This is a genomic window from Sandarakinorhabdus sp. FBCC-B8862 (assembly GCF_059745315.1).
Genome location: NZ_CM185574.1, coordinates 2,913,297 through 2,934,753 on the forward strand (window position 1 = coordinate 2,913,297; position 21,457 = coordinate 2,934,753).

The 21,457-nt window shown below is 65.8% G+C and carries 17 protein-coding genes; 8 read left to right on the plus strand and 9 right to left on the minus strand.

Translation table 11 applies throughout. The annotated features are described in order from the left end of the window. Nucleotides 1–80: 80 nt before the first annotated feature. The 3 genes from AC6BOR_RS14045 to AC6BOR_RS14055 form a co-directional block, all read right to left on the minus strand. On the minus strand, nt 81–683 hold the full coding sequence (locus AC6BOR_RS14045; RefSeq protein ID WP_498058991.1) for a pyridoxamine 5'-phosphate oxidase family protein: 603 nt from the start codon (nt 681–683) through the stop codon (nt 81–83). Further along, nucleotides 680–3,475, minus strand: coding sequence for a tetratricopeptide repeat protein (locus tag AC6BOR_RS14050; RefSeq protein ID WP_498058992.1), 2,796 nt, complete (start codon nt 3,473–3,475; stop codon nt 680–682). The genes AC6BOR_RS14045 and AC6BOR_RS14050 overlap by 4 nt, the downstream gene beginning before the upstream one ends. Nucleotides 3,476–3,570: 95 nt before the next feature. Further along, complete coding sequence (locus AC6BOR_RS14055; RefSeq protein ID WP_498058993.1) at nt 3,571–4,086, minus strand: RidA family protein; 516 nt, start codon at nt 4,084–4,086, stop codon at nt 3,571–3,573. A gap of 143 nt (nt 4,087–4,229) precedes the next feature. On the opposite strand from AC6BOR_RS14055, the gene AC6BOR_RS14060 reads away from it, so the two are divergent. After that, nucleotides 4,230–5,450: a serine hydrolase domain-containing protein gene (locus AC6BOR_RS14060; protein WP_498058994.1), complete on the plus strand. Its 1,221-nt coding sequence runs from the start codon at nt 4,230–4,232 to the stop codon at nt 5,448–5,450. Here the strand turns inward: AC6BOR_RS14060 and AC6BOR_RS14065 are convergent. The 4 genes from AC6BOR_RS14065 to AC6BOR_RS14080 form a co-directional block, all read right to left on the minus strand. Further along, nucleotides 5,447–5,950 carry a hypothetical protein gene (locus AC6BOR_RS14065; RefSeq protein WP_498058995.1) on the minus strand — a complete coding sequence of 168 codons (504 nt, stop codon included), beginning with the start codon at nt 5,948–5,950 and terminating at the stop codon, nt 5,447–5,449. The two genes, AC6BOR_RS14060 and AC6BOR_RS14065, sit on opposite strands and share 4 nt — an antisense overlap. Before the next feature lie 49 nt (nt 5,951–5,999). Continuing rightward, nucleotides 6,000–6,689: an HAD family hydrolase gene (locus AC6BOR_RS14070; protein WP_498058996.1), complete on the minus strand. Its 690-nt coding sequence runs from the start codon at nt 6,687–6,689 to the stop codon at nt 6,000–6,002. Nucleotides 6,690–6,744: 55 nt separating this feature from the next. Then, nucleotides 6,745–7,266: a hypothetical protein gene (locus AC6BOR_RS14075; RefSeq protein WP_498058997.1), complete on the minus strand. Its 522-nt coding sequence runs from the start codon at nt 7,264–7,266 to the stop codon at nt 6,745–6,747. 204 nt (nt 7,267–7,470) lie between these two features. Further along, a complete protein-coding gene (locus AC6BOR_RS14080; protein WP_498058998.1) occupies nt 7,471–8,562 on the minus strand; it encodes a PEPxxWA-CTERM sorting domain-containing protein in 1,092 nt (363 codons plus the stop codon). Between the two features lie 473 nt (nt 8,563–9,035). Here AC6BOR_RS14080 and AC6BOR_RS14085 point away from each other — a divergent pair, with 473 nt between their 5' ends. Next, the gene (locus AC6BOR_RS14085; RefSeq protein WP_498058999.1) at nt 9,036–9,821 is read left to right on the plus strand and encodes a hypothetical protein; all 786 of its coding nucleotides are present in this window, start codon (nt 9,036–9,038) and stop codon (nt 9,819–9,821) included. Nucleotides 9,822–9,825: 4 nt separating this feature from the next. On the opposite strand, the gene AC6BOR_RS14090 is transcribed toward AC6BOR_RS14085, so the two are convergent. Next, a complete protein-coding gene (locus AC6BOR_RS14090; RefSeq protein WP_498059000.1) occupies nt 9,826–11,346 on the minus strand; it encodes a fumarate hydratase in 1,521 nt (506 codons plus the stop codon). Between the two features lie 420 nt (nt 11,347–11,766). Between AC6BOR_RS14090 and AC6BOR_RS14095 the strand changes: the two genes are divergently transcribed. Continuing rightward, nucleotides 11,767–13,728, plus strand: a complete 1,962-nt coding sequence (locus AC6BOR_RS14095) for a ribonucleoside-diphosphate reductase subunit alpha (RefSeq protein WP_498059001.1) — start codon at nt 11,767–11,769, stop codon at nt 13,726–13,728. Between the two features lie 161 nt (nt 13,729–13,889). After that, nucleotides 13,890–14,942: a ribonucleotide-diphosphate reductase subunit beta gene (locus AC6BOR_RS14100; RefSeq protein ID WP_498059002.1), complete on the plus strand. Its 1,053-nt coding sequence runs from the start codon at nt 13,890–13,892 to the stop codon at nt 14,940–14,942. Nucleotides 14,943–15,806: 864 nt separating this feature from the next. Here AC6BOR_RS14100 and AC6BOR_RS14105 read toward each other — a convergent pair. Next, nucleotides 15,807–16,484 (minus strand): S24 family peptidase, encoded by a 678-nt coding sequence (locus AC6BOR_RS14105; RefSeq protein ID WP_498059003.1) that lies wholly within the window; start codon nt 16,482–16,484, stop codon nt 15,807–15,809. Nucleotides 16,485–16,636: 152 nt separating this feature from the next. Between AC6BOR_RS14105 and AC6BOR_RS14110 the strand changes: the two genes are divergently transcribed. The 4 genes from AC6BOR_RS14110 to AC6BOR_RS14125 all read left to right on the plus strand — a co-directional run bounded on the left by AC6BOR_RS14110 (nt 16,637) and on the right by AC6BOR_RS14125 (nt 21,447). Then, entirely contained in the window at nt 16,637–16,849 is a 213-nt protein-coding gene (locus AC6BOR_RS14110; protein WP_498059004.1) for a hypothetical protein, read from the plus strand. Further along, complete coding sequence (locus AC6BOR_RS14115; protein ID WP_498059005.1) at nt 16,833–17,156, plus strand: hypothetical protein; 324 nt, start codon at nt 16,833–16,835, stop codon at nt 17,154–17,156. The genes AC6BOR_RS14110 and AC6BOR_RS14115 overlap by 17 nt, the downstream gene beginning before the upstream one ends. Nucleotides 17,157–17,329: 173 nt before the next feature. Continuing rightward, the gene (locus tag AC6BOR_RS14120) at nt 17,330–18,394 is read left to right on the plus strand and encodes an efflux RND transporter periplasmic adaptor subunit (RefSeq protein ID WP_498059006.1); all 1,065 of its coding nucleotides are present in this window, start codon (nt 17,330–17,332) and stop codon (nt 18,392–18,394) included. Next, the gene (locus tag AC6BOR_RS14125; RefSeq protein WP_498059007.1) at nt 18,391–21,447 is read left to right on the plus strand and encodes an efflux RND transporter permease subunit; all 3,057 of its coding nucleotides are present in this window, start codon (nt 18,391–18,393) and stop codon (nt 21,445–21,447) included. The genes AC6BOR_RS14120 and AC6BOR_RS14125 overlap by 4 nt, the downstream gene beginning before the upstream one ends. Nucleotides 21,448–21,457: the final 10 nt, after the last annotated feature.

The window sequence follows — 21,457 nt, forward strand, 5'->3', positions numbered from 1 at the left end:
GCTTTGCCGCGCCCCTTCTTCTTTCTCTTTTTTCCTTGGCGCTCTGAACGGACTTGGCGGCTTCGCCGCCGGCAGCATCCTCACGGCGCCCGCCATTCCCCCGCCCAGCCATCTGCGCTGCGAAACAGCGCGCGCCGGTGGCCGCTGTTGGCGAGGTGGAGCCAGTCGATCGCCGTCACCTCCACCCACAGGGTGGCGAAATTGGCGCGGGCCGGGATGATCTGATCGGGCGTTGGCTGCTGGCCCTCGATCCAGGCCGGCAGGCCAGAGGACGGGCCGGGCAGGGGGGTGCCGGGGGCGGATTCGGCGAGGTAGCAGCGGCGGGCGAAGAGGGTGGACTGATTCCAGATGCCATCCACCATGTCGCCATCGGTGAGCACACGGCCGGTGCCGGCGAGGCGCAGCTGCATCTGTTCGGGTGCGTGATAGGCCAGCACCGCCACCGGCTTGCCATCGAGTTCGGCCACCTTGGGGCTGCGCGCATCGGTGTGGAAGCGCAGGGTGGCGGCGGTGGGATCGGCCTTTCTGAGCACCATCACCCGGGCCTGGGGCAGGCCATCGGCATCGACGCTGCACACCACCGGCGTGTGCAGCGGGCTCTTGCGGTCGGCGCCGCCGCGCACCAGCAGGGCCCAGGCATGTGCCAGAATGGCGGGCAGGTGATCGCGGTCGGTCAGGCTCATTTCTTCATCATGATCCCATAGCGGGCGAACATGCGGTCGATCTGCGGATCGAGGCGGCGGGCAATGCCCAGATCGCGCGCGCCGTCCGCCGCCCGGCCGAGGCGGGCGAGGAGGACAGCGCGCAGGAAGCGGCTTTCGCGGATATCCGGATCAAGGGCGAGGGCGGCATCGACATCAGCCAGCGCCTTGTCGTTCTGGCCCAGCTGCGCCCAGACCAGCGCGCGGGAATCGAGCACGCCGGCATTGCCGCCCAGTTCCAGTGCCTTGCTGCAATCGGCCACGGCGCTTTCCAGCTGCTGCTTGCGCTGGCCTTTCATGTAGCAGCGGGCGTTGTAGAGCCGCCAATTGCCGGGCGTGGCCTTGATCAGCGTGTCCATCGTCTCCAGCGCGGCGGCAAGATCGCCGAACTCGCCGATCAGGCTGACCCGGGCAAGCTCATAATCCTCCTTGTCCTCGCCGCCGACGGCGATGCGTTCATCCAGCAAGGCCACGGCCGCATCGAGCTGGCCCTGTTCGGCGAGCAGCGAGGCGAGCGTATCGATGCCGCGGCCGTTGGCCGGATCAAGATCATGGGCGGCCTGGGCCTGGGCCAGGCTGCCGGCAGCGTCGCCCAGCTTGGACAGGGCGTTGGACAGGTTGAGGTGGCGCTGCGCGGTGGGTGCCAGTTCGACGGCCTTGCGATAGTCATCGCGGGCCCCGGTGAAATTGCCGGCGTTGAAGCGCAGCCGGCCGCGGCTGTGCCAGCTGTCCGCCTCTTCGGGATCGAGCGCGATCAGATCGGCATATATCGTCTCGGCCGCCCGCAACTGGGTAGCGCCGGGCGGATCCTTGCCTGCCACATCGAAATAGCGCCGCGCTTCGCGATTGGCGATCAGGCGTGGGGCGCTGGCCTTGGCCTTGGCCAGCCGGTCCTTTTCGGCGGCCACGGCGTTGGCGGGGATTTCGAGGCCAAAACTGTCCATCCGTTCGGTCATGCGGGCGATGCCGCCGGCCAGGCTGGCGCTGCGCACCAGATGTTCGCCGCGGATGGTGCCATCAAAGGCGGGCGTGCCATCCAGGGTGATGCCCTTGCCATTGTCGGGCAGCTTGACGGTGAGATCATAGGCGACGCCGCTGGGCAGATCGGTAATCACCGGGATCTGGGCCCAGGCCGGCCGGCCACGATCGACGGTCCAATCGATGCGGGCCAGCAGCTTGTCGAGCACGCGGGTGAAGCGCTGGCCATCTTCGTCCCATTGTTCGTCGAACACGGCGCTGGCGGTGATGGTGACGCTGCCATCGTCGGCATTGCTGCTGGCCGCCACCTTGCCGACATCGACATTGCCGAGCTGATTCTTGACCAGCTTGGCAATCAGATCATGGGCTTCCTTGGGGCCAAGCCCACCGGCGGCGGCATTGTACTGCACGGCGCCGCGGCCGGTGAGCACCAGCTTCACTTCGGCCACCGGATCAAGATCGATGGCGGCGCTTTCATCCACCGCCACTGCGACGGACAGGCCGGGCCGACCGTTGGGCCGCATTTTCAGCGGCATCAGTTCGGCACCCTTGGTGCGCAGCGGCAGCACGTTGAAGAAGGGCGGCGTGTCGCGGATGTCGGCCAGGCGGTCGCCACTGCTGGTGCCATCCAGCCACAGGCTTTCCCCGTTCACCTGGGCGCGCACCAGCACATGGTTGAAGGCGAGCGCGCTCGGCAGCCGCACCGAAACGAGATCGCCCTGGCCGATGTTGGCCAGCACGGCTTCGGCCTCGATCCCCATCTCGTGCAGCAGGGCCAGCAGCAGCAGGGTCTTTGCCTTGCAGTCACCATAACGGGCCGACCAGGTCTGATCCGGGCTTTGCGGCACATAATTGCCGCCATTCATGGTGACGGCGAGATAGCGTACCTTGTCTTGCACCAGTTGCAGGGCGCGCTGGGTGCGCTCCAGCGGGTCGGGCGTGGCGGCCGTGATGGCGGCGATTTCGGCCTTCAGGGGGCTGCCGGGCTTGATCAGGCCCTTGGTTTCATACAGCGGGGCCATCACCCGGGCGACATCGGCCCAGGTGGCAAAGCTGGAGACTTCCACCACCGGCGGGCGCTTGAAGCGGCCGGGCGCGTTGGGCGGGATTTCGGCCGGCTTGGCCACCGGCAGCGTGTAGCTGACCTGTTCATAGCCGGCAGCCATGCTGACCTGCGGCGTGAGGCCGGGTTGCAGCGCCTGATAATGCGGGGCCTTGCCGGCCGGCCAGCTGAGCAGCACGCGGCCAAAGCCCAGCCGTGCCGGCGCCGGCAGCAGGAGAGCGGCGCCCTGGACATTGCCGCCCAGCGCCGCGTCGCTGCCGGTGATGGAATAGGCGAGGCGCAGCATGTCACCGACCTGCAGCCCTTCGACATCAAGCGTGGCGGTGAGCACGCCCGTCACCATCTGCTGTTCCAGATTGGCTTCGCGGCGCAGCACGGCAAAGCGCTGGCCCTTGGCAACCAGATCGATCACCTGGCCGGCGCGGATGATCTCCAGCCGGTGGATGATGAGATCGCCCTTGTCGGGCACCCAGGGCAGGGTGAGCGAGGTCTGCTTGCCCAGCTCCTCGGCATTGGCGATGCGGCGCACGACATCGCTGTAGGACCAGCTGGACGCGCCTTCATAGCGTTGCTGCGTGTCGAACAGCACCAGGGGCGGCAGGCCGGGGGTGGTGGGAATGGCGGCGGGCTGCACCCAGGCCGGAGCGGGCTGATACAGCGGTTCGGTGCCGGCGATGGCCGCGGTGGAGGCCAGCAGGGCCGCCACAACCGGCGGCAGACAGGTGCGAATCAAACGATATTCCCTTGGCCAATGTTCCAGCGACCCGGCCATGGTTGTGGCGCGCAACGGATGGCAAGGTCAATGGCCGTGGCAGAATGTGCCGGGCGTCATTTCACCTCGATGATGGCGTCCACCTCCACCGGCCAGCCGCGCGGCAGGCTGCCGGCGCCGGCGGCGACGCGGGGTGCCTTGCCGGCATCGCCAAAGGCGGTGACCATCACTTCGGAAAAGCCGTTCATCACTTCGGGATGCTGGGTGAAATCGGGCGTGGCGTTGACGAGGCCCATCACCTTCACGACGCGCTTGACCTTGGAGAGATCGCCCAGCTGGGCCTTGATCGTGGCCAGCATGCACAGCGCCACCTTGGCGGCATTGGCCTTGCCGGCGGCGACATCCATCGTGTCGCCCAGGCGGCCGGCGCCCCCGGCCGGGCATTCGCCATGGCCGGCGAGGAACAACAGCTTGCCTACGCGCGCGGCGGGTACATAGAGGCCGATCGGCGCGTTGGGCGGCGGCAGGGTGAGGCCGGCGGCGGCGAGCCGCTGTTCCGGCGTGGCGGCCGGTGCCTTGGCAGCGGCCGGGATGGCGAGCAGCAGGGCGAGCGAGAATAGGGCGGTGCGCATGACGGGGCCTCCTTGCCGGGCGTGTGGTGCAGGCCTAGCATCGCTGGCACACAACACCAAGGGGAGGGGTTGCCTGTGCGGGCGACCGGGGCGGTATGAACTTCACATCATCTGCACATGTTACAGGCTATCCTTATGAAAACATGATGGATGCCGCCGCCAGTGATCCGGTGGCCATGGGCTGGATGGCGGGATCGCCGCCGCAGGCTGCCACCCAGGTGCGATGGGATGATGGATCGATGTGGCGCTTTCCCCAGTATCGCTGGGGCTTTTCTCACATGCGCGAACTGGTGCCGACGGCCGCGATCCCGCGCGCTGGCGACGTGAGCCCGCTGCCGGCGGCGCTGCGCGATGATCTGGACGACGTGACGCTGACCACGCTGGCCGGGCAGGCCATCAGCTGGCGGCAATCGCTGGCGGCGACCTATACGGATGCCATTCTGGTGCTGCACCAAGGCCGGGTGGTGTATGAACGCTGGTTCGGTGTGACGCGGCCCGACACGCAGCATATCCTGTTTTCGGTGACGAAAAGCTTTGTGGGGTTGGCGGCCGAGATGCTGATTACGGCAGGCAAGCTGACAGATGATGCGAAGGCCGCTGACTATGTGCCTGAACTGCGAGGTTCGGGGCTGGGCAATGCCACGGTGCGCCAAATCCTCGACATGCGCACTGGCCTCGCCTTTTCGGAGGATTATGTCGCTGGGCAGCAGGGCCTTTCAGACGTGCAACGCATGAGCATTGCCGGGGCATGGATGCCGCGTCTGGCCGGCTATGACGGGCCGGATGGGCATTTCGCCTTCGTCGCCAGCCTGGGCCAGGATGCGCCGCACGGCGGGGATTTCGTCTATCGTACGCCCAACACCACCGCGCTGCAATGGCTGGTGGAGCGGGTGAGCGGCCTGCCGCTGGCTGCGCTGATCCGCGACTGGTTCTGGCAGCCGATGGGGATGGAGGCGGATGCCGCGATTGCGGTGGACCGGCTGGGCACCGCCTTTGGCGGTGGCGGTCTGATGGCATCACTGCGCGATATCGCCCGGGTGGGGGAGATGATGCGGCTGGGCGGGTGCTGGAACGGGCGCCAGATCGTGCCGGAGGCGGTGGTGGCGCGGATCTTCCGAGGCGGCGATCCGGCTGCCTTTGCCCATGTGAACTATCCCGGCAACCCCGATGGCAGCTATGCCAGCCAATGGTGGCACCGTGCCGGCGGCCAGGCCATGGCGCTGGGCGTGCATGGCCAGGCCATTTATGTTGACCGGGCGGCCAGTGTGGTGATCGCCCGGCTCGGCAGCCATCCGGTCGCCAGCAACCGCGGCAACATGGGGGTGACGATCCCGGCCTATGACGCGCTGGTGGCGGCGCTTTAGCGGGCTGATTCCACCAGCCGCAGGGCGCCGGGTTCCAGCGTGGTCAGCGCCCGGCGGGCGGAGCGGGCGAGCGTATCGGAGCTTTGGCCCAGGGCATCGCGGCTGATGCGGGCCGCCATCAGGCAGAAGCGGCGGCGATCGGGAATGCTGGCAAAACCGTTGTAGAGCCGGGTGATCGCGGCATCATATCGGGACACGCCGGCGCTGCCGTGCAGGCGGGCATAGCGGGCCTGCTGGGCGGCATAGGCTTCATTGAACAGGCTGCGATGCTGTTTGAGGAGCTGGTTGTAATTGGCTGTGGTCGAACGGTCATTGCACAACAGAGCGGCGACATTGAGGCCGCCGCGCAGCGCCCAGGTGATTTCGCTGTCGGGCGTGTCATCAACTGGCGGCGCAGGCGCCAGCGCCGTTGGGGGTGGTGCCTGCGGGCGGAACACCTCTGGTGGCGGCGGGCGACGACCGCCCGTGTTGCTGCAACTGGCCAGAGCCAGCATGAGCATGACCAGACCCATACGACGCATCACCACACGACCCTCCCCAAGACCGGGATCACTTGGCCATGAGCGGGCTTTCGCCAGGCTGAACCGCGGCCAGCCAATGGCCCACGGTGCCGAGATCGGGCGCAACTGCGACCAGCCGGGCCCGGATTTCGGGCGTGGCGGGCAGCAGATCGGGCACCATCACCACCTGGCAGCCGGCGCCATGGGCGGAGAGGACGCCGTTGTGACTGTCTTCCAGGGCGAGGCAATGGGCGGGATCAACGCCAAGCCGGCTCGCGGCTGTGAGATAGGGGGCTGGATGCGGCTTGCCGTGAGGAACGTCATCGCAGCCGACGATGGTGACAAAGCCATCGAGCAACCCGACCGGGCCGAGCAGGCTGCGGGCCAGATCATGTTCGGAACTGGTGGCGACCGCGCAGGGAATGCCGGATGTGTTCAGCTGCGCCACAAGCGCTGCCGCACCGGGCTTCAGCGGCCGCAGCGGCCCCCACTCGGTCCGGATGCGCTGGCGCACCTCGGCCCGCATGGCATCATAATCAAGGCCTGGGCCAAAGCGATCCAGCATGATCGCCCGGCTGGCCGGTTCGGGCCGGCCGATCAGCAGGGCATAATCATCGGCCGCCATTGCAAAGCCGCGATCCGCCATCACCGCCAGCATGGCATCGCGGATCAGCCGCTCGGTATCGAGCAACAGGCCATCCATATCGAACAGCACGGCGGCGGGGAGGTGCGAGATCATTGGCCGTGTCAATGCAGCCTCGCGCACCGCAGCGCAACCGGCCTCCGGCGGCCGGTCAGGTTGCAGGCGTTTCGCTTGCCACCGGATCAATGTAACGGATCATGGTGGCAAAAAGCATGCGCAGATCATTTTCGCCATGTTCGCCGCTGCCATCCCGGGCCACGATGGCTGCCAGCCGGCAAAAGCGCTCCCGATCGGGATGCGCCTGATAGCGGTTGCGGATCTCCGCCAGCTGGTTGGTCAGCACGGTTTCCCAACGCTCGCCGTAAGCCCGACGATATTGAAAACGCAAATTGCCGCGTTCGGTTTGGAAGTAAATGCGCCGCCAGCTCAACATGCGCGGCGTGTAGCGGGCCAGCATGCGGCCGTGGCTGCCGGTGCAGTTTTCGCGAGCAATGTCGAGCACTGTGAGCATTTCCAGCATGAGACCCGGGCGCGGCGCCGGGTCGTCGCTCCGCCATTCGCTGATTTCCGGCAAATAGCGCGGTGTCGGCAATGTTGCGGGTGCGTGGGCGTTGGCCACATGACTGGCGCACAGGCTTGCAGCCAGGATGAGAAGAAAGTGCGGATGACGCATGGTCGACCTCCATCCATCGCGGCAGCAATGGGGGCGGGAGCTGCCGCGTGCCAGTGATGGTGAGCTGGAGGGGTAAACATGTCAATCTCGTAATGTTTGCCCCCGCCCGTCGTCTTGCATGGCGGCCGGTATTGCGGGTCGATGTCGAACAATCTCCGATCCAAGGGTGTATTTGGGCTGGAACACTCGGACTGGTTCTGATTGTCAGGCCAGCCGATGCCGCCGCCGGCTGACCGTGCCGATCGCGCCAAAGCCCAGCAGCATCATCGCCCAGCTGGCCGGTTCGGGCACGCCGCCGACGACCGGGGCGGCCGCGAAGTTGAGCGCGGCGTTCTGGGCGCCGATGAAGTTGCCGACATCGTTCGGGCCCGGGTTGGAGTCGCCAAAGCCGGGATCGAACAGCGCCTCGTGCGTGTCGGGATCATAGGCGCCGGTGAAGGCGTAGAATTCGTACCGGCGGATGATCGATTGTGCCAGCGCACCCACGGGTGCGGCGTTTCCATTTTCCAGCTGGCCGGAATTGGGGTTGCCGCTGTCCTTCTGCAGCAGCTGCCATTCGATTTCGGTGTTCTGTTCCGCCTGCTGCACCAGCGGGTTGCCGCCCAGCAGGTCTTCCAGGGCCACGGCATGTTCAATTTCGGTGGTGAACACCTTGGCCCAGATGGCGGTGCCGAATTCATAGGCGGCCGGTTCCGGCGCGACGATCTTCGCGACCACCAACGGTGGCGGCGGCGGATTGCCGGGCGGTGGCGGCGGGGCGGGCGTCACCGTCCACACCGGTGCCAGCACGCTGGATGTGGCGTTGACCAGCGTGGCCGAGCCAGGCGTCTGTTCGACCAGCCAGCTGTAGGTGGTTTTCGTGGGGTTGGCCCGCAGCCCGACGCCGAAATGGTCGCATGGCGTGGCCGGGCCGTAGCCGGAGCCGCCGCCGGTCCAGCAGCTTTCGCCCGGCGTTGCATAGACGCCAGACGGGGTGCCGACCCAGCCGGACGGATTGCCGGATAGATCAGCGCGGTAGGTGACGCGGACGCCGAAGCTGGCACCGTTGGTGTAGCTGGTGATGGTTGGTGCGCCATAGCGTTCGACCGTGGTCGGGAAACCGCGGCCGGCGCCACCGAACGTGTCGGTGATGTCGTTGACGTGCAGCCCTTCCAGCTCGATCTCGAAACCGTGGGCGACCTTGCCGGTGTCATTCACGGCATCGAAATTCCCGAGCGAACCAAAGATCGTGGTGCCCGTGGCCGGGGCAGACAGGATGGCCGTGCCGGCGAGCAGGCTAAGCAACGGATGGCGCATGGCGGTGAACCCTTTCGGGCAGCGCCATTGACCCTCGGCGCTGCTGCCACGCATGTGCCACCCGTGGCGGCGCCCTCGCCATCAGGGATAGTCCTGACTGACAAAAATAGCAGCAATCACAACATGATAATGCTTATCAACAGGCTTTGCAACTTGATTCTCACCCATTGTTTGGTACGAGCCGTTCTTATGCCGACCATCTCGCTGGAATGGCCGTCGTATTTGCGTGGTCGCATTGCGGAGCAGTGAGTTTCGGACCACCGCTGGCCGCCAAGACAAAGCCTCAAATCGCCAGTGAAGCCGGCATGACCTGACGGACCTGCCTTACAATATCGTGCGGCAAGTCATCCTTTGCGAGCAGGATTGCAGCGCGGACGTTGTGCGGGGCATGTGTGCATGAGGTTGGCGCCAAGCGGCGTTGACACGGCCAGATGTCTTATCCACGCTGAGAGTGGGCAACTCGCGGGGGGAATATGGCGACGTTGATCGGAGGAGCGGCCGCGCAACGGCCGGTGTCAAGTGTCGGGTTCGACGATGTCCATGTTCATGACCGCACGGCGGTGCTGGTGGGCATCGGTCTCTTGTGGTTTGGCCTGCTGTCGGGCTTTCTGCCGGATATGGCCTCCCATTTTGCCTCCACCACGGCCAAGCCCTATGAAACAGTTACCCACCTGCATGCCGCCCTTTCCTTCGGATGGATGGTGCTGCTTAGCTGGCAAATGGTGCGTGTACGGGCCGGTAACATGGCGGCGCACCGCGCCGCCGGCCGGCGATATGGGGCGTTGGTTGCCGGCGCACTGGTGCTAACGGCAATCGGAACCATCTGGGCATCCGATCGCGCCAAGCTGGTGATCGATCCGGCCTGGCCGGTACAGCGGCTGGCCACCCAGCTGGGCCATCTCGTCCCGTTTGCAGCCCTGACGGCCGCGGCGCTGCTGCAGACCCGGCAACCCGGCGCGCACAAGCGGCTGCTGATAATGGCCATGGCCGCCGTGCTTGATACCGGGCTGACGCGGTGGATGGGAGACAGCATAATCGACATCTTGGGTGCGGGCCCTGCTGGCCAGACTTTGTCGCGATTCCCGTTGACCTGGGGGATGCTTGTGCTGCTGGCAGGATATGATCTGCTATCCCGTCGCCGCCTGCACCCGCAATTCGTGCCTGCGGCGGCCTTCATTCTGGCCACTGAGGCCACATCGATCTGGCTGTATTTCCAGCCCTGGTGGCCAGCGACTGCGCGAGGGCTGCTGGGGGTGTGACCGATTAGGCCGGTTGTTTGGCGCGGGCGGCGGCGATGCGGTCGCGCCAGTCGGCTGGGCCGGATTTGTGGACGCTGGTGCCTTCGGAATCGACCGCAACAGTCACCGGCATGTCCTTGACATCAAATTCGTAAATCGCCTCCATGCCCAGGTCCTCAAAGGCCAGCACACGGGCGCCCTTGATTGCCTTTGAGACGAGATAGGCGGCGCCGCCGACGGCCATCAGATAGGCCGCCTTGTGGCGGGCGATCGCCTCGATCCCGGCCGGGCCACGTTCAGCCTTGCCGATCATGGCAATCAGGCCGGTTTTCGCCAGCATGGTTTCGGTGAACTTGTCCATGCGGGTGGCGGTGGTGGGGCCGGCGGGGCCAACCACCTCGTCGCGCACCGGGTCGACCGGGCCGACATAGTAGATGACGCGGTTGGTGAAATCGACCGGCAGCGTCTCGCCGCGCGCCAGCATGTCCACCATGCGCTTGTGGGCGGCGTCGCGGCCGGTGAGCATCTTGCCATTGAGCAGTAGCCGGTCGCCCGGCTTCCAGCTGGCCACTTCGGCCGGGGTCAGCGTGTCGAGATTGACCGGCTTCGAGGCCTTGTCTGGCGTCCAGTTCACCTTTGGCCAATCTTCCAGCGCCGGCGGTTCCAGATAGGCCGGGCCGTTGCCGGTCAGGGTGAAATGCGCGTGCCGGGTGGCAGCGCAATTGGGGATCATGGCGATCGGTTTGGAGGCGGCGTGGGTCGGCGTGTCGAGAATCTTCACGTCGAGCACGGTGGACAGGCCGCCCAACCCTTGCGCGCCGATGCCGAGATCATTGACCGCGTCATACAGCTCGATGCGCAGCTCCTGGATCGGGCTGTTGGGGCCGCGGGCCTTCAGCTCGGCCATGTCGATCGGGTCCATCAGCGACTCCTTGGCCAGGATCATCGCCTTTTCCGCCGAACCGCCGATGCCGATGCCGAGCATGCCGGGCGGGCACCAGCCGGCACCCATCAGGGGCACGGTGTTCACCACCCAGTCGCGGATGGAATCGCTCGGGTTCAGCATGGCGAACTTGGCCTTGTTCTCCGATCCGCCGCCCTTGGCCGAGACGATGATTTCGACATGATCGCCCGGCACCATTTCGATGTGGACGACGGCCGGTGTGTTGTCGCGGGTGTTGACCCGGGTGAAGGCGGGATCGGCGACGATCGAGGCCCTGAGCTTGTTTTCCGGGTGGAGATAGGCGCGGCGCACGCCTTCGTTCACCATTTCCTGAACGGTTTTCGTCGCTTGCCAACGGACGTTCATGCCGATTTTCACAAAGGCGACAACAATCCCGGTGTCTTGGCAGATCGGGCGATGGCCTTCGGCGCACATGCGGCTGTTGGTGAGGATCTGGGCGATGGCGTCCTTGGCCGCCGGGGACTGTTCCAGCTCATAGGCGGTGCCCAGTGCCCGGATATAATCCATCGGGTGGAAATAGCTGATATATTGCAGCGCATCGGCCACGGATTCGATGACATCTTCCTCGCGGATCACGGTCATGGGTTTGCCTCCTGAACTGGCATCGACACGCGGCGCGGCGCTTGGCCACAGCCTTGGCCCAACTGATAGGCCGGCCGGCGCAGCGGGTAAAGTTTGGGCGGCTGCTGTGGCGGATTTTCATCATCCGTGGGCAAGCCCTTGATTGGCCAAGGACGAGCCCGCGGCCTGTGGATGAATCGCCGCCGATTCAACCATTTCGGGGCACGTCAAGCAAACAATGGACTTGCGTCGTGACTCGGCTGTGGCACTATTGATGGTGTTTCGGCGACCATCAGACACAAGTTGTGGTGGTTGCGGGGCGGGGGACAGAACAGCAGCCGGGCGGGGTTGCTGTGGATATCGGGGACAAATGTTGCTGCGGCAACAAAGAGACGTGACCCCGGTTTGTTCCCCTCCTATGATTGAGGGGCGAAAAAAGACATGAGCGAGTTTCGAATGACAGACAGCAGCGCCACTCTGAACCCGGAGCGCACTGAAGAGGGCGGCGACGCGCTGGCGGCCAACCTGGCCCAGGGTGTGCTGGCGGCGGCAGCTGCGGCGGCGGCGCAGTCCCGGCCGAAGGAGGCTCTGGGCACCAGCGAGATCATGCCGTGGAAATTCCCGGTGACGGTCGATCGCAGCCGCGATGCGCTGTTGACCGATTTCGGCAAGGACACGCTGGACGACCGCTATCTGCTGCCGGGCGAATCCTATCAGGATCTGTTTGCCCGCGTGGCGGCGGCCTATGCCGATGATGCCGAACATGCCCAGCGCATCTATGATTATGTGTCGAAGCTGTGGTTCATGCCGGCGACTCCGGTGCTCTCCAACGGCGGCACCGGCCGCGGCCTGCCGATCAGCTGCTATCTGAACAGCGTGTCGGACAGCCTGGAGGGCATTGTCGGCACCTGGAACGAGAATGTGTGGCTCGCCTCGCGCGGGGGTGGCATCGGCACCTATTGGGGCAATGTCCGCGGCATTGGCGAGCCGGTGGGCCTGAATGGCAAGACCAGCGGCATCATCCCGTTCGTGCGGGTGATGGACAGCCTGACGCTGGCGATCAGCCAGGGCAGCCTGCGCCGGGGTTCGGCCGCGGTCTATCTCGACATTTCCCACCCGGAGATCGAGGAGTTCCTGGAAATCCGCAAGCCGTCGGGCGATTTCAACCGCAAGGCGCTGAACCTGCACCATGGCGTGCTGGTGACCGACAAGTTCATGGAAGCGGTGCGCGACGGCAACAAGTTTGACCTGGTCAGCCCCAAGACCGGCGAGAAGCGCGCCGAGGTGGATGCGCGGGCGCTGTTCACCAAGCTGGTGGAAACCCGGCTGGCGACGGGCGAGCCCTATATCATCTTCATCGACGAGGTGAACCGCACCATGCCCAAGCACCAGCGCGATCTGGGGCTGAAGGTGTCGACGTCCAACCTCTGTTCGGAAATCACCCTGCCGACGGGGCCGGACCATCTGGGCAACGACCGCACGGCGGTGTGCTGCCTGTCGAGCCTGAACATCGAGACCTGGGACGAGTGGAACGGCCACCCGCAGTTCATCGAGGATTGCATGCGCTTCCTCGACAATGTGCTGCAGGATTATATCGACCGGGCCGAACCGGCGATGCACCGCGCTGCCTATGCCGCGATGCGCGAGCGGTCGGTGGGCCTGGGCGTGATGGGCCTGCACAGCTTCTTCCAGGCGCGCGGCATCCCGTTTGAAAGCGCCATGGCCAAGAGCTGGAACATGCGCATCTTCAAGCATATCCGCGCCCAGGTGGACCAGGCGTCGATGACGCTGGCGGCCGAGCGGGGGCCGTGCCCGGATGCCGCCGATATGGGGGTGATGGAACGGTTCAGCTGCAAGATGGCGATCGCGCCGACGGCCAGCATCTCGATCATCTGCGGCGGCACCTCGGCCTGTGTCGAGCCGATCCCGGCCAATGTCTATACCCACAAGACGCTGTCGGGCAGCTTTGTGGTGAAGAACCCCTATCTGGAAAAGCTGCTGATTTCGAAGGTGAAAAACAGCGATGCGGTGTGGAATTCCATCCTGGAACGCGGCGGTTCGGTGCAGCATCTGGAGTTTCTGACGCCGGAGGAAAAGGCCACCTATCGCACCGCGTTCGAGATTGATCAGCGCTGGCTGGTCGAACTGGCGGCGGACCGCACGCCCTATATCGACCAGGCGCAGAGCCTCAACCTGTTCATCCCGGCCGATGTGGAGAAGTGGGATCTGCTCATGCTCCATTATCGTGCCTGGGAACTGGGCATCAAATCGCTTTACTATCTGCGCTCCATGAGCGTGCAGCGCGCCGGTTTTGCCGGCGGGGTGGAGGCCGACAACACGGCGGAAGCCCCGGTGATCCAGGTGGAACGCCGCGATTATGACGAATGCCTGGCCTGCCAGTGATGGCAGGCGGCGCCCCCTTGCCCGGCCATCCCGCCGGGCAGCGCACCGGCCGGGATGCTGCCCGGCCGGAGGGACAGGGGGATTGGGCCATGGACTCCACGACCCATTGCCCAATCCCCCTCCCAATCGCAAGTTATTGATTTTTATCGGGAATTGAGACCATGCCGCTCCTTCAAGCCTCCAAGAGCTACAAGCCGTTCGAATATCCCTGGGCTTATGATTTCTGGAAGCGCCAGCAGCAGATCCACTGGATGCCGGAGGAAGTGCCGCTGGGCGAGGATTGCCGTGACTGGGCCCAGAAGCTGACCGATCACGAGCGCAACCTGCTCACCCAGATCTTCCGCTTCTTCACCCAGGCCGATGTCGAGGTGCAGGATTGCTATCACGACAAATATGGCAGCGTGTTCAAGCCGACCGAAGTGAAGATGATGCTGACCTCGTTCTCCAACATGGAGACGATCCACATCGCGGCCTACAGCCACCTGCTCGACACGATCGGCATGCCCGAAAGCGAGTATAGCGCGTTCCTGAATTACAAGGAGATGCGCGACAAGCATGATTATATGAACACGTTTGGCGTTTCCTCCAACGAGGATGTCGCCAAGACGCTGGCGATGTTCGGCGGCTTCACCGAAGGGCTTCAGCTGTTCGCCTCGTTCGCCATGCTGATGAACTTCCCGCGCTTCAACAAGATGAAGGGCATGGGGCAGATCGTCTCCTGGTCGGTCCGCGATGAATCGCTGCACTGCGAAGGCATCATCAAGCTGTTCCACACTTTCTGCGCCGAAACGGGGGTGCTGACCAACCGCATCCGCGACGACATCGCCGATGTGTGCCAGCGCACCGTGCGCCTGGAAGACGCGTTCATCGATCTGGCCTTCGAAATGGGCCCGGTGTCGGGCATGACACCGAAGGACATCAAGAAATATGTGCGCTTCATCGCCGATTGGCGCCTGAAGCAGCTCGGCCTGCAGCCGATCTACATGATCGACGAACACCCGCTGCCGTGGCTGACGCCGCTGCTCAACGGCGTCGAACACGCCAACTTCTTCGAAGCCCGCGCCACCGAATATTCCAAGGCCGCCACCAAGGGCGACTGGAACGAAGTCTGGTCCGCCTTCGACGCCCGCAAGGCCGCCAAGGCCGCCAGCGAAGCCGTGCCGGCAAACACGGATGACCGTCAGGGCGGGCTGCTGGGGGTGGCTGCGGAGTAAGGACGGAAGAAGGGGGCCTCCGGCGGGCAGGGACGCAGTCCCTGCACCCGTTTGTTTGGGTTGGCCACTGATCTTCCTGTTGTCTGCGCGGTGCTGGGTTGGCGCCGGACCACTTCGTTGCGCGTGCCGCGCGCCATCTCCCCATCCTTCGGCTAGGGAGGATCGCTTCTCCACCGTTGGGTCGCTGCATTGCCGGGCCCCTCCGTCAGCCCCGGCCTTCGCCAGGGCTGCCACCTCCCCAAACAAGTTTGGGGAGGATCGGTGATGGGCGGGTGTGCGTAAAGGTGAATGGGTCCAGGGTCTGCGACCCTGGCCGCCGGAGGCTGTCTTTTTCTTGTCGTCTGTTGGGTGGGCTGTGCGGTGGTGAGGCGCACGGCCGCTCCGGCGCTTGTCGCGCAACCTTCCCATCCTGCGGCTGGGGAGGAACGATTCTTGTCGGCTGATTGTCAAGGAGCAGGGGGAGTGTCGCAGTTTCGGGGTGTGTAGGACAGGGGCGGGGTTATCTGGTTGGTTTGGTTGTCATTTTTCGTTGGTGGGCGGGGCCTGGTGGGTGTGGTGTTGGGATTCGCGTGTGGGGTGGCGTGGCGAAACTGGGGCGTTTGGTGACCGATTTGGGGGTGGCGGTGACCGCGGATGCCGGGTTGGTGACGGCAGCCTGGCGGTGGTCGTGACCGCGATTGGGGTGTTGGTGGCAGGTTCTGGGCGCGGCCCCTCCACCGCCGTTTCGGCGGTCCCCCTCCCCAAACGCGTTTGTGGAGGATCTGTGATGGGCGTGTACGCGTGAAAACGAATGGGTCCAGGGGCCTCGCCCCTGGCCGCCGGAGGCCGTCCCTTTCTCTTGCCGTTCAGGGAATAGGCAAAATCCTAGCCGAGTTTGCGGCCGACCCAGACGACGCGGCCGATGATGTGGACGGCGGTGGGGTCGCAATCGGGCCAGGAGGGGTAGGCTTCGTTGTCGGAGCGGATGGTGAGGCGGCGGGTGGCGGGGTTCAGCGAGAGGCGTTTGACCATGAGGGCATCATCGACGCGCAGGACGTAGATGCCGTCGCGGGAGGGGGTGCGATCGGCGGTGTCGATGAGGATCTGGTCGCCGTTGGCGAGGGTGGGGAACATGGAGTCGCCATCGACGCTGAGGATGGCGAGCTGGTCGGGCGGGCCGGGGGCGATGTCGCGGATGAAGCCGGCCTGGAAGGCGATGGCGGCGCTGGGTGCCTCGGCATCGGGCAGGGCGCCGGGGCCGGCCGAAGCGCGGACCTGGTATTGGGGGATGAGCACATAATCTTCGGCGGCGCGGGCGAGGCCGGGGCGGGGCAGCAGGGTGTGGCCGAGATCGGTGGGGCCGCCGAGCAGATGTTCGGCGATGCCGAAATGCTGGGCGAGGATGCGCCGATCGGATTCGGAAAGGCGGCGGGGCACGCCGCGTTTGATGAATTGCTGGATGTAGCTGGCGTTGCGCCCGAGACGCCGCGAGAGCGAGGCATAATCCTCGCCGCGTGACGTGATCAGCGCGTCCAGCCGTTGCCGGATGGCGATGCTGTCCATGACCCACGGACCTCCTCTCTGATCCGCGAGCGGACCCATAGCAGTAGTTTTTTTCCTAGACTAGTAGGATTTTAATTTCGATAAACAGGTATTCCAACCGAATCGCGAGGGATCGGATGGAATATAGTCCATAGTTGTAGGGAGTTGACGACATGAGCCTGTTGCCTGTCGTGGAAAAATATCTTCGCGCCAATCATGTTCCGCCCTCGCGCTTTGGCCGGCTGGTGGCCGGTGATCCGCGATTCGTGTTCGATCTGCGCCGCGGGCGGGAGCCGCGGGCCGCGACGCGGGCGCGGGTGTTGGCCCATATCAGCGGACAGGCGGCCGGCGCTGGTGGGGAGGTGGCCCATGCGACCGCACGCTGATCGGGTGCAGGCGGCGATCCTGCGCGCCGTGGCCGGGATGGTGACGCCGATGGGCGTGCGCCTGGTGATCGAGGAGCTGCGCTGCCGCGACTGGGCCAGCCTGACGCTGACCGGCGGCCGGCATGAGCTGGACATAAGGTTTGACGGGCCGGGCGCGGCGGCGGCGCTGGCGCATGTGGTGGCCGTGGCGCCGGATCTGGATATCAGCATCCCCGACCATATCCTGGCCGAGCTGGTGGTGGAGCCGGGCACGGCCGATGATGATGGCGTGGCGTTGACATTGAATGCGCTGGTGATCCGCGACTGACGCGGTTGGCCTGGCTGGTGCCGCGGAGGGGCGGGCCGGCGGGCTGCGACATGTTTGAGCAGCGCTCAAAAGTCTTGCGCCGCAGCGCGCATCCCGATACTCTTGAGTCGGAATCAAAAGCTGGTGGCCAGTGGTGGCTGACCGGGAACCGATCAGAACAGCGGGCGCGGCGCATGGCGAAGACTTCGGCTTTTTCGATCCTGATGATGGCGTTTGGCCCGGCGTTGCTGCTGGCCGGTTGTGGCGCCAAGGAGGCGCCCAAGCCGGCGGCAGAGCCGGCGGCACCGGTGCGGCTGGTGGCGGCGGCCCCGGCCGATGCCAGCGCCCGGCTGGAGGTTTCGGGCACGGTGCGCCTGAAGCGTGAGACGCCCTTGAGTTTCAACACGCCCGGCCGGATTGCCGCCATATTGGTGCGCGAGGGCGACCGGGTGCGCGCTGGCCAGGTGCTGGCGCGGCTGGACACCACGGCGCTTGGCGCCAATGTCGCCTCGGCCCGGGCCGAGGTGGTGCGGGCCGAGGCTGATCTTCGCCGTGCCGAGGATTTGTTTGCCAAGGGCTGGGTGACGGCGGCGCGGGTGGAGCAGGCGCGCGCCACCATGGCAGCGGCGGCGGCCCGGGCGCGGGCGAGCGGGTTTGATGTGCAGCTGGCGACGCTGGCGGCGCCATCGGCCGGGGTGATCCTGGCGCGGCCGGGCGAGCCGGGGCAGATTGCCCAGCCGGGCGCGCCGGTGCTGACGCTGGGCGAGCTGGGCCAGGGCTTTGTGCTGCGGCTGCCGCTGGCGGACCGGGATGCGGCCCGGGTGAAGGCGGGGCAGCGCGCCGAGGTGTATATTCCGGCGCTGGGCAACCAGGCGCTGGCCGGGGTGGTGAGCGAGGTGGGTGCGCGCGGTGATGATGGCACCGGCACCTTCCGCATCGAGGTGAAATTGCCGGCCGATGCGCGGCTGGCATCGGGACAGATTGGCCGGGCGCGGTTGCTGCTGGGCGCGGCGTTGCCGGGCGCGCCGATCCGGGTGCCGGCCACGTCGGTGTTTGGCGCGCGCGCCGATGAGGGCTTTGTTTATGTCTATGAGCCGGCCGGCAAGCGGGTGCGCAGCCGGCTGGTGAGCCTGGGCACGGTGGGCAGCGATGGGGTGGTGATCACCGCCGGCCTGGCACCGGGCGAGCAGGTGGTGGTGACCGGCGTTGACCGGCTGCGCGATGGCCAGGTGGTGGCGGTTGCGGGTGCCGCCAAATGAGCGGCATCATCCGGTTTGCCATCCAGCGCTGGCAGATCACGCTGGTGGTGTTCCTGGCGCTGCTGGCGTTGGGGGTTTCGGCGTTCCTGAGCATTCCGCGGTCGGTTGACCCGCATTTCCCGTCGCCGTTCATCAACATTGTCGCCACCGTGCCGGGCGCCGAGCCGGCCGACATGGAATCGACCATCGCCAAGCCGATCGAGGATGTGGTGCAGGGGCTGGACGGCATTGTGCGCGTGCAGTCGCGATCGACCGACAGCAGCGCGGTGATCACCGCCGAGTTCAGCTGGGACGGCGACCCTGAGAAAAATTATGACGAGGTGGTGCGCGAGGTGAACGCCATAAGGCAGACGCTGCCTTCGGCGCTGACCCGGCTGGAGTTTCAGAAGACCCGCACCACGGAAGCGGCCGTGCTGCAATTTGCCCTGGTGTCGGACACGGCGAGTTATCGCCGGCTGGAGAAGATTGCCAAGGACTTGCGCGAGCGGCTGATCCGGGTGCCGGGGGTGCGCGCCACGCGGGTGTGGGCGCTGCCGACGCCGGAAATGCGTGTGGCGCTGGACACCGGCCGCATGGCGCAGCTGGGCATTCCGGCGACGGCGGTGACCGATGCGTTGCGGGGTGGGGGGCAGGATCTGCCGCCGGGTGCGGTGCAGGCCGGCGAGGCGCGGCTGAACGTGCAGGCCGGCGGCGCTTACAAATCGGTGGCCGAAGTGGCCGACGAGCCGGTGCGGGCGCAGGATGGCCGCATCGTGCGGGTGAAGGATATCGCCACGGTTGGCTGGGCTTATGAGGAGCAGCCGCATTTTGCCCGCTACAACGGCAAGCGCGCGGTGTGGGTGACGCTGACCCAGAAGGACGGGCTCAATGTGCTCGACATCCGGGATGCGGCGGTGAAGGCGGCCGATGCCTATCGCCCGCTGTTGCCGCCCGATGTGCAGATGGTGGTGGGCTTTGACCAGAGCGACGATATTGCCCGCAAGCTGAGCCAGCTGGGCCGGGATTTCGGCATTGCACTGGGCCTGGTGCTGATCACGCTGCTGCCGCTGGGCTTTCGCGCCAGCCTGGTGGTGATGATTTCGGTGCCGCTGTCGCTGGCGATGGGCGTGGCGGTGCTGGCCTGGAGCGGCTTCACATTGAACCAGCTGGCGATTTCGGGCTTTATCATCGCGCTGGGCCTGCTGGTGGACGACAGCATCGTGGTAACGGAGAATATCGCCCGCCACCTGCGCATGGGCAAGACGCGGGAGACGGCGGCAATCGATGGCACCACCCAGATTGCGGTGGCGGTGATCGGCTGCACCTTCGTGTTGCTGTTTGCCTTTCTGCCGTTGACGCAATTGCCGGAAGGGGCGGGCAAGTTCACCCGCAGCCTGCCGGTGGCGGTGCTGGGCACGGTGGCGGCGTCGCTGCTGGTGTCGCTGACCATTGTGCCGTTCCTGGCCAGCCGCATCCTGCCGCGCACCGAAAGCGAGCATGGTAACCGGTTCTTGCAGGCGGTGAATGTGGGCATCCACCGGTTTTATCAGCCGGTGCTGCACTGGGGGCTGACGCATCCGCGCCGGGCGATGATCGCGGCCACCGCGCTGATCATCTCGGGCTTTGGCCTGGTGCCGTTGATTGGGTCCAGCCTGTTTCCGCCGGCCGAAACCCCCTATTTCCTGGTGCAGGTGACGGCGAGCGAGGGCACCGCCATTCCCGGCACCGACCGCGCGGTGCAGGCGGTGGAGGCCGCATTGAAGGGTGAGGCCGATGTTGCCGCCGTGATGAGCAATGTGGGCCGCGGCAATCCGCAGATTTTCTACAACCAGCGCAATTTTGATCAGCGCAGCAACATCGGCGAGGTGCTGGTGGTGCTGAAACGCTGGGACGAGGGCAGCCCGGCGCTGGTGGACCGGCTGCGCACGCGGCTGGCGGCGGATCCCAACGCGCAGTATGTGGTGAAGATCTTCCAGAACGGGCCGCCGATCGATGCGCCCATCCAGATCCGCATCGTCGGGCCGGAATTGCCGGTGCTGAAGCGGCTGGCGGGCGAGGTGGAGCAGGTGATGCGCGCCGTGCCGGGCACGCGCGATGTGCGCAACGCTGTGGCGGTGGACCAGCCGCGGCTGAACCTGGGGCTGGACAATGACAAGGCCTCCCTGTTGGGGGTGGCGCCGGGGGCACCGCGTCGGGCGCTGCGGCTGGCGCTGGCGGGGGAAAATGCCGGCCGATTCCGGGATGTGGAGGGCGACAGCTATAACGTGGTGGTGCGCCTGCCGCTGGCGGAGCGCCATGATGTGCGGGTGCTGGACGATATCTATGTGCCTGGCAGCCGGGGGGCGGTGCCGCTGCGCGAGATTGCGGCGCCCTATCTGGATTCGGCGCCGCCGCGCATCAACCGCGACCGGCAGAGCCGCATCGTGTTTGTCGATGCCCAGATCGCCGATGGTTATCTGACCGCCAAGGTGAACAAGGCGGTGGTGGACGCCATTCAAAGGGTGAAGCTGCCCGAAGGCTATCGCTTTGACATTGGCGGCGAGGCCGAGACGGCGGCGCGCAGCTTTGGCGGGCTGGGGCCGATCATCGCGCTGGCGGTGTTTGGCATTTTGGCGGTGCTGGTGATCGAGTTTGGCCGGTTCCGCGAGACGCTGGTGGTGGCGGGTGTGATCCCGCTGGGGCTGTTTGGCGGGTTGGTGGCGCTGTTCCTCACCGGCAATTCGCTGAGCTATACCGCCGTGATCGGCTTCGTCGCGTTGATCGGGATCGAGATCAAGAACAGCCTGTTGCTGGTGGATTTCACCACCCAGCTGCGGGCGGCCGGCCGGCCGCTGCGCGAAGCCATCGAAGAGGCTGGCGAGGTGCGCTTCCTGCCGGTGCTGTTGACCAGTGTGACGGCGATTGGCGGGCTGCTGCCGCTCGCCCTGTCGGGTTCCGGGCTTTATGGCCCGCTGGCCTGGGTGATCATTGGCGGGCTGGTCTCGTCGACGCTGCTCAGCCGGGTGGTGACGCCGGTGATGTATCTGCTGATCGTGCGGGGCAAGCCGGCGGGCGGGAATGTCCAGCCGGATTGACAGAAACTGT